The sequence below is a fragment of the Devosia ginsengisoli genome (assembly GCF_024707105.1).
Taxonomy (GTDB): domain Bacteria; phylum Pseudomonadota; class Alphaproteobacteria; order Rhizobiales; family Devosiaceae; genus Devosia; species Devosia ginsengisoli_A.
Genome location: NZ_JANQAJ010000009.1, coordinates 43,247 through 57,377, shown reverse-complemented (window position 1 = coordinate 57,377; position 14,131 = coordinate 43,247). Strand labels below are relative to the sequence as shown.

Genomic DNA, 14,131 nt, shown 5'->3' with positions numbered 1-14,131 from the left:
TTCTTTCGGCCCCGGCCGAACACCCATCCAAGGGGACCAGACATGAATATCCATGAACACCAGGCCAAAGAGCTGCTGAAAGGCTATGGCGCCCCGGTTGCCGCGGGCGTCGCGATTTTTTCGGCCGATGAAGCCGAAGCTGCGGCGAAGTCGCTGCCCGGCCCGCTCTATGTGGTCAAGAGCCAGATCCATGCCGGCGGGCGTGGCAAGGGCAAGTTCAAGGAACTGGGTCCCGACGCCAAGGGCGGCGTGCGCCTCGCCAAGTCCGTCGCGGACGTCGTGGCCAATGCCAGGGAAATGCTGGGCAACACGCTGGTGACCAAGCAGACCGGCGAAGCCGGCAAGCAGGTCAACCGCCTCTATATCGAGGACGGCGCCGATATCGCCCGCGAGCTCTACTGCTCGCTGCTGGTCGATCGCACTACCGGCCGGGTTTCCTTCGTTGTCTCCACTGAAGGCGGCATGGATATCGAGGCCGTGGCGCATGATACGCCCGAAAAGATCATCGCCGTCGATATCGATCCGGTTGCCGGCGTCACCGAAAAGGACGTGGCCGAGATCGTCGCCGCGCTCAAGCTCGAGGGCGATGCCAGGGCCGATGCGGCCAAGCTCTTCCCGATCCTCTACAAGGCGTTCACCGAAACCGACATGAGCCTGTTGGAAGTGAATCCGCTGATCGTGATGACCGACGGCCACCTGCGCGTGCTCGATGCCAAGGTCAGCTTCGACAACAATGCTGCCTTCCGCCACGAAGAACTCAAGGACCTGCGCGACCTCTCCGAGGAAGACGCTAAGGAAATCGAGGCGTCCAAGTTCGACCTCGCCTATGTGGCGCTCGACGGCAATATCGGCTGCATGGTCAATGGCGCGGGCCTGGCCATGTCCACCATGGACATCATCAAGCTCTACGGCGCCGAGCCGGCCAATTTCCTCGATGTGGGCGGTGGCGCCTCCAAGGAAAAAGGTCACGGCCGCCTTCAAGATCATCACAGCCGATCCGGCAGTGAAGGGCATTCTGGTCAACATCTTCGGCGGCATCATGCGCTGCGACGTGATCGCCGAAGGCGTGATCGCCGCGGTCAAGGAAGTAGGCCTGCAGGTGCCGCTGGTGGTTCGCCTCGAAGGCACCAATGTGAAGGAAGGCAAGGCCATCCTCGACCAGTCCGGCCTCAACGTCATCTCGGCCGACGACCTGGACGATGCCGCCCAGAAGATCGTCAAGGCGGTGCAGGGCTAGCGCGATGCGCGCCGGTCTCGCCCTCATCGCTGCCCTTGCGCTCTGCGCCACCCCGGTGGTGGCGCAGGGCAAGACCAAGCCGGGCGTCGAGCCGCAGAGCGTGCAGGCGCTCGAAATGTGCGAGACCTTTGCTGCCGGCGATGTGCTGGCGGTGGAAGCGGCCATCGAGAAGGGCTGGGATGCCTATGACGATGGTGGGGAAAGCCCCTATGTGCGCGCCTATTCGGGCAGCAAGGACCTGCCGGGCATCGGCTATGCCTCCATGTTCGCCCTGGTCGAAAGTTACCCCAACCTCACCTTCGGCTATTGCCGCATCGATGTCAGCGATGTCACCGGCAATGCCGATGGCCAGGTGCAGGCGCTCCAGAATCTGGACCGCTACGAGGGCGAGGCGATCCAGAACGGCGACGGCACCTTTGCCAGCCTCACCGGCACTACCGACAAGAACCGGCTGCTATTGGCCCACCTGGCCCAGGATACATTCGTGATCCAGCTATCCATCATCACACCCAAGGCCACAACGGCCGACTAGTTCAACGGCGCCTTGCCCCGGCAGGCGAATGGCGCCGCGCGCCCAGAGACGAAAGAGAAATAGATGTCCATCCTCGTCAACAAAGACACCCGCGTTCTCGTACAGGGCCTGACCGGCAAGACCGGCACGTTCCATACCGAACAGGCGCTGGCCTATTACGGCACCAAGATGGTGGGCGGCACCCATCCCAAGAAGGGTGGCGAGACCTGGTCCTCTGGCGTGGATGGTACGGAGCTTCCGATCTTCGCCTCGGTGGCCGAGGGCAAGGAGCGCACCGGCGCCAATGCCAGCGTGATCTATGTGCCGCCGGCCGGCGCCGCTGCTGCCATCGAGGAAGCGATCGATGCGGAAATCCCGCTCATCGTCTGCATCACCGAAGGTGTGCCTGTGCTCGACATGGTTCGGGTCAAGGCCAAGCTCGACAAGTCGAAGTCGCGGCTCATCGGGCCGAACTGCCCGGGCGTGCTGACGCCGGAAGAATGCAAGATCGGTATCATGCCGGGCTCGATCTTTTCCAAGGGCTCGGTGGGCATTGTTTCCCGCTCGGGCACGCTTACCTATGAAGCAGTGTTTCAGACCACCAATGAAGGCCTTGGCCAGACCACTGCCGTCGGTATTGGCGGCGACCCGGTCAAGGGTACTGAGTTCATCGACATGCTTGAAATGTTCCTCGCCGACGAAGCTACCAAGTCGATCGTCATGATCGGCGAAATCGGCGGTTCGGCCGAGGAAGACGCAGCCCAATTCCTGATCGACGAGGCCAAGCGCGGCCGCAAGAAGCCCATGGCCGGGTTCATCGCCGGCCGCACGGCCCCTCCGGGCCGCACGATGGGCCATGCTGGCGCCGTAATTTCGGGTGGTAAGGGCGGCGCCGAGGAAAAGATCGCGGCGATGGAAGCGGCCGGGATCTGCGTCTCGGCCTCGCCGGCCCGCATCGGCGCGACGCTGGCGGAAGTGCTGAAGGGCTGAAAGCCGTGGAAACCTCATGGTGAGCTTGTCGAACCATGGGGTTGAGCGAGTGGAGGGCAGTGTGCCACGACCTCGTGGTTCGACAGGCTCACCATGAGGTCTACTGCAAGCAGCCTGCCCACAATGCGACCAATGTCGGTCGCGCTTCGGACACAGAACGGTGCTACCCGTTCAATGTCTGCGGTGGGCAACACAATCGAGTGAGCCGCGGCGCCAAACAGCGCTGCAAGTCTTAACAAGATACAAAGGAAAAGCGGTCAATATTCTCGGAACTTTGACCGCCCATGAGACCGGACCCGACGTCCGGTTCGTTGAGAAGGATGGCGAGGCGTGGGCCTCGCGACAAAAAGCGATGACACGACAGGAAAAGAACGACACGTTCTTGCTGACTTCGTTCCTCTATGGTGGGAACGCCGACTACATCGAACAACTCTATTCCCGCTACAAGACCGACCCTTCCAGTGTCGACGAGACGTGGAAGAGTTTCTTTTCCAAGCTCGACGATGGCGAAGGTGTCGCCCAGCAGAATGCCGAAGGGCCGAGCTGGAGTCGCAAGGACTGGCCGCAAAGCGCCAATGGCGAGCTGGTCAGTGCGCTGGACGGCAATTGGGGCGAAATCGCCATCAAGACCGAGAAGGCCGTGGCCAAGAAGGCCGAGGCGCTCGGCGTCGCCAAGTCGTCGGTCGCCGACGTGCTGCAGGCCACGCGCGATTCCATCCGCGCCATCATGATGATCCGCGCCTATCGCATGCGCGGACACCTGCATGCCGATCTCGATCCGCTGAAGATGATGGAGGAGGAGCCGGCCCCCGAGCTCGATCCGGCCAGCTACGGCTTCACCGAGGCCGATTACAGCCGCAAGATCTTCATCGACAACTATCTGGGTCTCGAATACGCGACCATTCCGGAAATGCTGACGATCCTCAAGCGCACCTATTGCGGTACGCTGGGCATCGAGTTCATGCATATCTCCGATCCCGAAGCCAAGCAGTGGATTCAGGAGCGCATCGAGGGTCCGGACAAGGAAATCACCTTCACGGCCGAGGGCAAGAAGGCGATCCTTTCCAAGCTGATCGAGGCCGAAGGCTTCGAAAAGTATATCGACGTCAAGTATACCGGCACCAAGCGCTTCGGCCTCGATGGCGGTGAATCCACCATTCCGGCGCTCGAGCAGATCATCAAGCGCGGCGGTGCCCTGGGCATCAAGGATATCGTCCTGGGCATGGCCCACCGCGGTCGCCTCAACGTGCTCACCCAGGTGATGCAGAAGCCGCATCGCGCCCTGTTCCACGAATTCAAGGGCGGCGCCTTCTACCCCGACGACGTCGAGGGTTCGGGCGACGTGAAGTACCACCTCGGCGCTTCTTCCGACCGCGAATTCGACGGCAAGAAGGTCCACCTGTCGTTGACGGCCAACCCGTCGCATCTGGAAATCGTCGATCCGGTGGTGCTGGGCAAGTCTCGCGCCAAGCAGGACCAGCATATCGCGCCCGATGGCAAGCTGGTGAATATCGCGGTCGATGGCAAGCCCGACCGCTCGACCGTGCTGCCGCTGCTGATCCATGGCGACGCGGCCTTTGCCGGGCAGGGCGTCATTGCCGAATGCCTGGGGCTTTCCGGCCTCAAGGGACACCGCACGGGTGGTTCGATCCACTTCGTCATCAACAACCAGATCGGTTTCACCACGAGCCCGATGTATTCGCGCTCCTCGCCCTATCCGACCGATGTCGCCAAGATGATCGAGGCGCCGGTTTTCCACGTCAACGGCGACGATCCGGAAGCCGTGGTCTTCGCGGCCAAGGTGGCGGTGGAGTACCGGCAGAAGTTCGGCAAGCCCGTCGTCATCGACATGTTCTGCTATCGTCGCTTCGGCCACAATGAAGGCGACGAGCCCAGCTTCACCCAGCCGCTGATGTATTCCCGCATCCGCAGTCACAAGTCCACGCTCGAGCTCTATTCGGAAAAGCTGGTGGCCGAAGGGCTGCTCATGGCCGAAGAGGTCGAAAAGCTCAAGGCCGGCTGGCGCGCGCATCTGGAAAGCGAGTTCGAGGCCGGGCAGGACTATCGCCCGAACAAGGCCGACTGGCTCGATGGCGCCTGGAAGGATTTCAAGCAGGCCGAGCAGGAAGGCCCGCGCCGCGGCCAGACCGGCGTCGAGATCGACCGCCTGACCAGGATCGGCACGGCGCTGACGCAGATTCCGGAAGGATTCAACGTCCACAAGACGGTCAAGCGCTTCATGGACAATCGCCTGGCGGCGATCGAGTCCGGCGAGGGTATCGACTGGGCGACGGCCGAGGCCTTGGCCTTCGGCACGCTGGTGACCGATGGTCATCCGGTGCGCCTCTCGGGCCAGGACGTCGAGCGCGGCACGTTCAGCCAGCGCCATTCGGTGCTCAACGACCAGCTCGAAGACAACAAGACCTATACGCCGCTCAATAATCTCGATCCCGAGCAGTGCCGTTACGAGGTCATTAATTCGATGCTCTCGGAAGAAGCCGTGCTCGGCTTCGAATACGGCTATTCGCTCGCCGAGCCCAAGGCGCTGACCATCTGGGAAGCCCAGTTCGGCGATTTCGTGAATGGCGCGCAGGTGGTGATCGACCAGTTCATCTCCTCGGGCGAGCGCAAGTGGTTCCGCATGAGTGGCCTGGTGATGCTGTTGCCGCATGGCTATGAAGGGCAGGGGCCGGAACACTCTTCGGCCCGTCCCGAGCGGTTCCTGCAGCTTTGCGCCGAAGACAATATGCAGGTCGCCAACTGCACGACGCCGGCCAACTACTTCCATGTGCTGCGTCGCCAGATGGAACGCAACTTCCGCAAGCCCCTGATCCTGATGACGCCCAAGAGCCTGCTGCGCCACAAGCGCGCTACCTCGGGGCTGGCCGAAATGGGTCCGGATTCCTGCTTCCACCGCCTGCTGTGGGACGATGCCGAGGCGCCGGGCGTGCCAAAGACCTCGATCAAGCTGGCCGCGGACGACAATATCCGCCGCGTCGTGCTCTGCACCGGCAAGGTCTATTACGACCTGCTGGAAGATCGCGAGAAGAAGGGCATCAACGATGTGTATCTGCTGCGCATCGAGCAGCTCTATCCGTTCCCGGCCAAGGCGCTGCTGGACGAGTTGAGCCGCTTCAAGAATGCCGAGATCATCTGGTGCCAGGAAGAGCCCAAGAATATGGGTGCCTGGGCCTTCATTCAGCCCTATGTTGAATGGGTCTTCGACCAGATGGGACGGACCGGCCAGCGCGTGCGCTATACCGGCCGCCCGGCTTCCGCTTCCACTGCCACGGGTCTGATGCGGACCCATCTAGCCCAATTGCAGGCCTTCCTCGACGAAGCCCTCGGCCAATAAAAGGACAAGCCAATGTCGACTGAAATCCGCGTGCCGACGCTGGGCGAAAGCGTCACCGAAGCGACCATCGGCCAGTGGTTCAAGAAGGTGGGCGACGCCGTCGCCGCCGACGAACCCATTGTCGAGCTGGAAACCGACAAGGTGACCATCGAAGTGCCCGCGCCGGCCGCCGGCGTGCTCGAAGCCATCGCCGCTCAGCCGGGCGAGACGGTGGACGTGGGCGCGTTGCTCGGCGCCATCGGCGGGGCAGGGGCCGGCGCTGCCGCCGCCCCGGCTGCCGCTGCTCCCGCACCCGCCAAGGCCGAGGTGCCTGCCGCCAATGCGGCCGGCCCCGAGCCGGTCAAGCCTGCTGCCGGCACGTCCATGCCGCCGGCGCCGGCGGCGCAGAAGATGCTCAACGAGACCGGCCTCAACGGCTCGGATATCGAGGGTTCGGGCAAGCGCGGCCAGGTGCTCAAGGAAGATGTGGTGGCTGCTGCCAGCAAACCTGCTCCGGCTGTGGCCGAGGCTGCTCCTGCTGCCGCGCCCGCCGTCAAGCCTGTCGAGGCCAAGGCTCCGGCCGCCCCGCGCGCGCCGGTTGCCGCCGACGATGCCGCCCGCGAAGAGCGGGTCCGGATGACCCGCCTGCGCCAGACCATCGCGCGGCGTCTCAAGGATGCGCAGAACACCGCCGCCATGCTGACCACCTTCAACGAGGTGGACATGAAGCCGGTGATGGATCTGCGCGCGTCCTACAAGGAGCTGTTCGAGAAGAAGCATGGCGTCAAGCTGGGCTTCATGGGCTTCTTCACCAAGGCCGTGGTCCACGCGCTCAAGGAGATCCCGACGGTTAATGCCGAAATCGACGGCGATGACCTGGTCTACAAGCAGTATGCTCACATCGGCGTGGCCGTGGGCACCGACAAGGGCCTCGTCGTCCCGGTGGTGCGCAATGCCGACCAGATGTCGATCGCCGATATCGAGAAGTCGATCAACACGCTCGGCAAGAAGGCGCGCGATGGCCAGCTTTCCATGGCCGACATGCAGGGCGGCACCTTCACCATCTCCAATGGTGGCGTCTATGGCTCGCTGATGTCGACGCCTATCCTCAACGCGCCACAGTCTGGTATTCTTGGCATGCACAAGATCCAGGAGCGGCCCGTCGTGGTCGGCGGCCAGATCGTCATCCGTCCGATGATGTATCTTGCCCTCTCCTACGATCACCGGATCGTCGACGGCAAGGAAGCGGTGACCTTCCTGGTCCGCGTCAAGGAAAGCCTCGAAGCGCCGGAACGCCTGGTGCTCGACCTCTAGTTCGCCGCAAAGCGATGACAGTTTGAGGGCCCGCTTCGGCGGGCCCTTTTCGTTAGCGTGTTCGCTAGCGTTTTCGTGATGTCGGCGACGCTCGATGCTAACAGTCTGTTAACGTCAGTGGTCCAGATGCTAACGCGTTTTCTCGGAGTTGTGCGCCTTTTGCGTTCCCTGATTTTCCCCGTCGTCATCTGGCTCGCCACACTTGTCCCCGCTTCCGCACAGGATGCTGCCGATGCCGAACTGATCGGCGAATTGATGGCCTTCCACGGCTCGCGCGCCATCGTTTCGGTCATGACCACCCATTGCTACGAGACCACCGGGCTCGATTCCGCCTACAAGGCCGCCAGCGACAACTGGTACCTGCGCAATATCGGCTTTCTCGACCTGGCCAACCGGGTGATCGAGCGGCTGGGCGGGGGCGCGGAAGGCCAGCAGAAGGCCGCCGAAACCTATGGCGGCGCCGAAATCATGAGCGCTTACAACCAGGCCGGCGACAAGGACGGCTTCTGCCGCGCCTTTCTCGAACAGGTCGATAGCGGGGCGCTCGATATCGACAAAAGCCTGCCCGACGCCTTGGCCAAGGCGCAGGATATCGCCGCGCAATAGCGCGGCTCCACCCCCACATGCGGGTTGGCCGCGGCTGGCCGCCGGCTAAGCTTACCCCACCAATCGAGAGGGTGGGATCATGCTGCGCATGACGATGCTGGCCGCGCTGTTGTTGACCGGGACCGTACAGGCCAGTGACTGCACCATCAGCAATGCCCGCTACAAGCATGACCAGGCGGCCTGGTGGCTCAGCTTCAAGCCGGTGCCGAAATTCGTGGCACCTAACCAGACGGCGGCCTTCATCATCGAGATGCCCAATTCCGGCGTGACGCTCGAGGGCGCGGTGCACCGGCCCAGCGGTTTCGGCTCGCCGCTCTGGTCCATCAGCGGCCCTTGCAAGGCCGATGGTACCGAGGTTTGCACCTTCGTCGAGGGCGAGCACACGGCCATCTATGCCAACTACGATGGCGCCGTGGATTGGCTCGACGACAAGAGAGGCGCTGCGGCCCCGGACCAGGTCATCCTGCCGCGTCTGGCGGCAAGCCTGTGGTATTCGCTGTACCGCGAGGACGAGTTCGCGCCGGACATGGATGCCGGCGATGTCTTCACCCTGACTGGCTGCGACTGAGGCGGTTTCGCATCAGGCCGCCGGCCGTTTCGGCCTCATGCTTTTTGCCTGCTTCGCATCCGGGCGGATTTTCTTTACGACAGCGGCGGCACGGACGGGCTTTTTCCGTTTCGGCCGGTGGCGTAAACGGGTCACCGGCATTACATTGCTTGTGCTGGCCGCCTTAGCGGCGATAGTGCAGCGACATTAACAGGTTTCGGGGCTTTAAATGGCAGACGCGTTCGATCTCACCATCATCGGCTCGGGTCCGGGCGGCTATGTCGCGGCGATCCGTGCGGCGCAACTCGGGATGAAGGTTGCGGTGGTGGAGAAATGGGCGACGCTGGGCGGTACCTGCCTCAATATCGGCTGTATTCCCTCCAAGGCCCTGCTGCATGCTTCCGAGTTGTTCGAAGAGGCCGGGCATGGCTTCAAGGCACTGGGCATCGACATTCCTGCGCCCACGCTGAACCTGCCGCAGATGATGAACCACAAGACCGAAACGGTCGCGGCCAATGTCGGCGGCGTCGATTATCTGTTCAAGAAGAACAAGATCACCACCTTGCGCGGCATCGGCACCATCGTGTCACCCGGCAAGGTTCTGGTGACGCCGCAGACCGGCGCGCCTACCGAGATCGAGACCAAGAATATCGTCATCGCCACCGGCTCGGTATCGGCCGGACTGCCGGGCATCGAGATCGATGAAAAGAAGATCGTGACCTCGACCGGCGCGCTGACGCTGGACAAGGTGCCGGGCAAGCTGCTGGTCATCGGCGCCGGCGTCATCGGGCTCGAACTGGGCTCGGTCTGGGCGCGGCTGGGCAGTCAGGTCACCGTGGTCGAATATCTCGACCGCATCCTGCCGGGCATGGACAGCGAAGTGGCGCGTCAGTTCCAGCGCATGCTGCAGAAGCAGGGCATGGAGTTCAAGCTCTCCAGCAAGGTCGCCGGCATCGACAAGCAGGACGACGGTTCGCTCAAGGTCCGGGTCGAGCCGGCCAAGGGCGGGGACATGGAAATGCTCGACGCCGATGTGGCTTTGGTCGCCATCGGCCGCAAGCCCTTCACCGAAGGGCTGGGCCTCGACATCGTGGGCGTGGCACTGGACGAGCGCGGCCGCGTGCGGGTCGATGGCCAGTACAAGACCTCGGTCGACGGCATCTATGCCATTGGCGACGTGATTGCCGGCCCGATGCTGGCGCACAAGGCCGAGGACGAGGGCATTGCAGTCGCCGAAATCCTCAATGGCCAGGCCGGTCATGTGAACTATGCCGCCATTCCGGCAGTGGTCTACACCAACCCTGAAATCGCCTCGGTCGGCAAGACCGAGGACGAGCTCAAGGCCGAAGGCATTGACTACAAGATCGGCAAATTCCCTTTCACCGCCAATGGTCGCGCCAAGGCCATGCTGGCGACGCAGGGCTTCGTCAAGATACTCGCCGATGTGGAGACCGACCGGGTGCTGGGGGCGCATATCGTGGGCAAGAATGCCGGCGAGATGATCCACGAACTGGTCGTGCTGATGGAATTTTCGGGCTCCTCCGAGGATCTGGCGCGCTCCACCCATGCCCATCCGACGCTGTCGGAAGCGGTGCGCGAGGCGGCCCTGTCGCTTGGGGACGGCGCGATCCATATCTGATCGAAAGCAGAGCTAAGTCATTGCGCCGCCGGTTTATCCCCGGCGGCGTTGTCGTTGTTATAATGGAAATTCCAGCCCGATCATGCGCCTGGTTGCGCTGGAAAACTTATCCCCACAGGGGCAAATCAGCGCTCAAATTCATCATACAAGTTGCGAAATATTGTATGTTGACTTCCCTTTTCGTCTTCCATACCAGTTCTCCACCAAGCTTGCATGGAGTCCATAAGACCTCAAGCGGCTTGAGCGGCGGGAGGGAAGTCCCGACGCGGATCAACGGCATCGATGGACGGCACGAGAAGGCCGGACCGATGTCACCTTTGGGAGGACATTTCCATGTTTCATCTGCCTAAACTGGCGGCGACCGCACTCGTCGCTGCCGCCCTGATGGTTTCGACGGCCAGCGCCCAGACCGTGCTGCGCTCGTCCGATACTCATCCCGATGGCTATCCGACCGTCGAAGCGGTCAAGTATTTCGGCGAATTGCTGAGCGAGAAGACCGATGGCCGCTATTCGGTCGAAGTGTACCACTCCGCCCAGCTCGGCGAGGAAACCGACACGATCGAGCAGACCCAGTTCGGCGTGATCGATCTCAACCGCATCTCGATCGGCGCCTTCGGCACGCAGGTGCCCGAAGCCACCGTGGTTCAACTGCCCTATATCTTCCGCTCGGCCGACCACATGCACCATGTGCTCGACGGCCCGATCGGCGAAGAAATCCTGGGGGCATTCGATGCCGTGGACGTGGTTGCGCTGGCCTATTACGACGGCGGCGCCCGCTCGTTCTACAACAGCGAAAAGCCGATCACCACGCCGGGCGACATGGCAGGCATGAAGCTGCGCGTCATGCAGTCGGACATCTTCGTGGACATGGTTGCGGCCTTTGGCGGCAATGCCACCCCGATGCCCTATGGTGAAGTCTATTCGGGTATCCAGACCGGCGTCATCGACGGCGCCGAGAACAACTATCCGAGCTATGACACGGCCGGTCATGCCGAAGTCGCCAAGTATTACTCGCTCGACGAACACCTGATGGTGCCGGAGGTCCTGGTGATCTCCAAGATCATCTGGGACGGCCTGACCCCGGAAGACCAGGTGTTGTTCCGCGAAGCCGCCAAGGAATCCGTAGCCAAGCAGCGTGAGCTGTGGGCCGCCAAGGAAGTCGAATCCAAGGCCGCCGTGGAAGCGCTCGGTGCGGTGATCAACGAAGTTGACAAGGCCCCCTTCATCGAAGCCATGGGTCCGGTCTACGACAAGTATGTGACCGATCCGGCCCTCAAGGACCTGGTTGCCCGCATTCAGGCCACCGAATAGCCTGCGTTTTCGGACCGGCGCCTCTGCGCCGGTCCGTTCTCTATTTGCCGGAGGACAATCATGAGAGACAGGCTTCTGGCGATCAGCCGTGTGCTGGGTCAGCTTTCAAACGCCGCCTTGTGGGTAGCCGGAACGGGCCTGGTGGCCATGACTGGTATCGTCGCCTACCAGGTGTTCATGCGGTTCGTGATCAATTCGTCACCGGCCTGGACCGAGGCCGGTGCGATCATGATCATGACCTGGTTCATCTTCCTGGGTGCGGCGGTGGGCGTGCGCGAGAACTTCCATATGGGGTTCGACGTGCTGATCTACGTATTGCCGCCCGGTTCCAAGTCGTGGCTGCGTGCCCTTAGCGACATCTGCGTCTTCGCCTTCGCCTTCGGCATGGTGTTCTATGGCGGGGAGCTGGCCATCCGTTTCTGGTCGACGCGTATCCCGGTGCTGGGCCTGCCCACTGCTTTCACCTATTTCCCCATCGTGGTCTCGGGCGTGCTGATGTGCCTGTTCTCGCTGGAGCGCCTGCTGCTGCGGGCTGCGGGCGAGCCGATTGACGATATCCCCGTCGATCCCACGATCACCGAGGCCTGAGACTTATGGAATACTGGATTCTCTTCGGCGTCTTCACCCTCCTGATGGTGATCGGCACGCCGATCGCCTATTGCCTGGGTATCGCCAGCTTCGCCACCATCATCTATCTCGGCCGCCCGGCCGTCGTGGTGTTCCAGCAGCTCAATTCGGGCGTGTCCGCCTTCACGCTGCTGGCCATTCCCTTCTTCATCTTCGCCGGCGACCTGATGATGCGCGGCGGCATTGCGGCGCGGATCATCTCCTTTGCCGGGGCGCTGATCGGGCATGTGCGCGGCGGGCTGGGGCAGGTCAATATTGCGGCCTCGACGCTGTTCGGTGGCATTTCCGGCTCGGCCGTGGCCGAGGCGGCCGCCGTGGGCGGCATCATGATCCCGCAGATGAAAGAGCGCGGCTATGGCGCCGACTATGCGGTCAACGTCACCTCCATGGCGGCGCTGATCGCGCTGCTGCTGCCGCCCAGCCATAACATGATCATCTATTCGCTCGCCGGTGGCGGCAATATCTCGATTGCCGATCTGTTCACGGCGGGCATCATTCCCGGCCTGCTGCTGGCCGCGGCGCTGAGCGTCACCGCCTATCTGGTGGCGGTGAAGCGCGGCTATCCGACCGAGAAATTCCCGGGCTTCCGCCGGGCCGGCTATTTCCTGCTCGTGTCCATTCCCGGCCTGATGCTGATCGCCATCATTTTCGGCGGCGTGCGCTCGGGCATTTTCACGGCGACGGAAAGCTCGTGTATCGCAGTGATCTATGCGCTGCTGGTGACGCTGCTGGTCTATCGCTCGCTGAGCTGGAGCGAATTCGTCCATTCCGTGCTGGGTGCGGTGCGGACCACGGCCATGGTGCTGTTCATCATCGGCGCGGCGGCTTCGTTCGGCTGGCTGATGGCCTATCTCAAGGTGGCGACCATCCTCACCGCCGGCATGGCGGCGATCTCGAGCGATCCGCTGCTGGTGTTGATCATGATCAATATCGCGCTGCTGCTGCTCGGCACCTTCATGGATATGGGGCCGCTGATCATCATCACCACGCCGATCTTCCTGCCCATGGTGAAAGCCTTTGGTGTCGATCCGGTGCATTTCGGCGTCATCATGATCCTCAATCTCGGCATCGGGCTCAACACGCCGCCGCTCGGGCCGGTGCAGTTCGTGGCCGCGGCGGTGGGCAAGATCACTGTCATGGAGGCGATGAAGAGCGTGTGGCCATTCTATCTGGCCGGGATCATCGTGCTGGGTCTGGTGACCTATATTCCGGGGCTGTCGCTGTGGCTGCCGGCCCTGTTCCGGGGCTAGCCATGAGCATGCCCGACATCGGGGCGACGCCCGGCGGACGCAAGCCCAAGCTGGCCGAACTGGTGGTGCAGACGCTGCGCAAGCGCATCGTCACCGGGGAATACGACACCGGCAGCAAACTGCCGACCGAAAGTCAGATGACCAAGATATTCGGGGTCAGCCGCACCGTGGTGCGCGAGGCTATCGCGGCGCTTGCCGCTGACGGGATCGTGGAGGCACGGCAGGGAGCGGGCGTCTTCGTGCTGGCGCGGGCCGGCATGCGCGCCATCGACAGCGGCAACCGCATCTCGGACGCGATCAACGTGCTCGAAGTGCGCATGGGCATCGAAATCGAGAGCGCGGGGCTTGCGGCGCAGCGGCGTACCAATTCGCAGGATGCGGCGATCCACGAGGCGTTTCATGAATTCGACCGCCTGCTCGAACGGGACGAACCGACCGGCCGGGCCGATTTCAACATTCACCACGCCATTGCGGCGGCAACCAGCAATCCGTTCTATGTCGAGGTGCTCGAGGCGCTGGGTACCCGCGCCATTCCCTGCGATGTCCAGTCGCCCTGGCGTATCGAAACCTTCGTGACGCGCGAATATCAGCGGGCCGTGCAGGCCGAGCACTGGACGATCATTTCGGCGATCAGCGAGCAGGATATCGAAGCGGCGCGGGCTGCGATGCGCCGCCATCTGGTGCGCAGCCAGGAACTTTATCGTCAACGCCTTCGGGAGAGCGGGCCGGCCTCGGACCCGCGCAAGTAGATTACAGGATTATTTC

The 14,131-nt window shown here is 62.7% G+C and carries 11 protein-coding genes and 1 pseudogene; all 12 read left to right on the top strand.

Annotated features, from left to right (window positions below; genetic code table 11):
• Positions 1–42: 42 nt before the first annotated feature.
• A pseudogene (gene sucC, locus NVV79_RS10135) lies at positions 43–1,237 on the top strand (ADP-forming succinate--CoA ligase subunit beta).
• Between the two features lie 4 nt (positions 1,238–1,241).
• Positions 1,242–1,769 (top strand): hypothetical protein, encoded by a 528-nt coding sequence (locus tag NVV79_RS10130; RefSeq protein WP_303988711.1) that lies wholly within the window; start codon positions 1,242–1,244, stop codon positions 1,767–1,769.
• A gap of 63 nt (positions 1,770–1,832) precedes the next feature.
• Positions 1,833–2,738, top strand: a complete 906-nt coding sequence (gene sucD, locus NVV79_RS10125; protein WP_303988709.1) for a succinate--CoA ligase subunit alpha — start codon at positions 1,833–1,835, stop codon at positions 2,736–2,738.
• 352 nt (positions 2,739–3,090) lie between these two features.
• Complete coding sequence (locus tag NVV79_RS10120; protein WP_303988707.1) at positions 3,091–6,093, top strand: 2-oxoglutarate dehydrogenase E1 component; 3,003 nt, start codon at positions 3,091–3,093, stop codon at positions 6,091–6,093.
• Positions 6,094–6,105: 12 nt separating this feature from the next.
• A complete protein-coding gene (gene odhB, locus NVV79_RS10115; protein ID WP_303988704.1) occupies positions 6,106–7,386 on the top strand; it encodes a 2-oxoglutarate dehydrogenase complex dihydrolipoyllysine-residue succinyltransferase in 1,281 nt (426 codons plus the stop codon).
• A gap of 159 nt (positions 7,387–7,545) precedes the next feature.
• On the top strand, positions 7,546–7,992 hold the full coding sequence (locus NVV79_RS10110) for a hypothetical protein (protein WP_303988702.1): 447 nt from the start codon (positions 7,546–7,548) through the stop codon (positions 7,990–7,992).
• A gap of 79 nt (positions 7,993–8,071) precedes the next feature.
• Positions 8,072–8,560 carry a hypothetical protein gene (locus tag NVV79_RS10105; RefSeq protein ID WP_303988699.1) on the top strand — a complete coding sequence of 163 codons (489 nt, stop codon included), beginning with the start codon at positions 8,072–8,074 and terminating at the stop codon, positions 8,558–8,560.
• Positions 8,561–8,768: 208 nt separating this feature from the next.
• Complete coding sequence (gene lpdA, locus NVV79_RS10100) at positions 8,769–10,178, top strand: dihydrolipoyl dehydrogenase (RefSeq protein ID WP_303988696.1); 1,410 nt, start codon at positions 8,769–8,771, stop codon at positions 10,176–10,178.
• Positions 10,179–10,511: 333 nt separating this feature from the next.
• Positions 10,512–11,489, top strand: a complete 978-nt coding sequence (locus NVV79_RS10095; RefSeq protein WP_303988693.1) for a TRAP transporter substrate-binding protein — start codon at positions 10,512–10,514, stop codon at positions 11,487–11,489.
• Between the two features lie 60 nt (positions 11,490–11,549).
• Positions 11,550–12,077 carry a TRAP transporter small permease gene (locus NVV79_RS10090; RefSeq protein WP_303988691.1) on the top strand — a complete coding sequence of 176 codons (528 nt, stop codon included), beginning with the start codon at positions 11,550–11,552 and terminating at the stop codon, positions 12,075–12,077.
• A gap of 5 nt (positions 12,078–12,082) precedes the next feature.
• Positions 12,083–13,366, top strand: coding sequence for a TRAP transporter large permease (locus tag NVV79_RS10085; protein ID WP_303988688.1), 1,284 nt, complete (start codon positions 12,083–12,085; stop codon positions 13,364–13,366).
• Between the two features lie 2 nt (positions 13,367–13,368).
• On the top strand, positions 13,369–14,115 hold the full coding sequence (locus NVV79_RS10080) for a FadR/GntR family transcriptional regulator (protein ID WP_303988686.1): 747 nt from the start codon (positions 13,369–13,371) through the stop codon (positions 14,113–14,115).
• Positions 14,116–14,131: the final 16 nt, after the last annotated feature.

Bases quoted from the DNA above. Each gene is read 5' to 3' on its own strand.
- NVV79_RS10105 (WP_303988699.1), top strand. From the start codon at position 8,072: ATGCTGCGCATGACGATGCTGGCCGCGCTGTTGTTGACCGGGACCGTA.
- sucD (WP_303988709.1), top strand. From the start codon at position 1,833: ATGTCCATCCTCGTCAACAAAGACACCCGCGTTCTCGTACAGGGCCTG.
- NVV79_RS10095 (WP_303988693.1), top strand. From the start codon at position 10,512: ATGTTTCATCTGCCTAAACTGGCGGCGACCGCACTCGTCGCTGCCGCC.
- lpdA (WP_303988696.1), top strand. From the start codon at position 8,769: ATGGCAGACGCGTTCGATCTCACCATCATCGGCTCGGGTCCGGGCGGC.
- NVV79_RS10085 (WP_303988688.1), top strand. From the start codon at position 12,083: ATGGAATACTGGATTCTCTTCGGCGTCTTCACCCTCCTGATGGTGATC.
- NVV79_RS10090 (WP_303988691.1), top strand. From the start codon at position 11,550: ATGAGAGACAGGCTTCTGGCGATCAGCCGTGTGCTGGGTCAGCTTTCA.
- odhB (WP_303988704.1), top strand. From the start codon at position 6,106: ATGTCGACTGAAATCCGCGTGCCGACGCTGGGCGAAAGCGTCACCGAA.
- NVV79_RS10080 (WP_303988686.1), top strand. From the start codon at position 13,369: ATGAGCATGCCCGACATCGGGGCGACGCCCGGCGGACGCAAGCCCAAG.
- NVV79_RS10130 (WP_303988711.1), top strand. From the start codon at position 1,242: ATGCGCGCCGGTCTCGCCCTCATCGCTGCCCTTGCGCTCTGCGCCACC.
- NVV79_RS10120 (WP_303988707.1), top strand. From the start codon at position 3,091: ATGACACGACAGGAAAAGAACGACACGTTCTTGCTGACTTCGTTCCTC.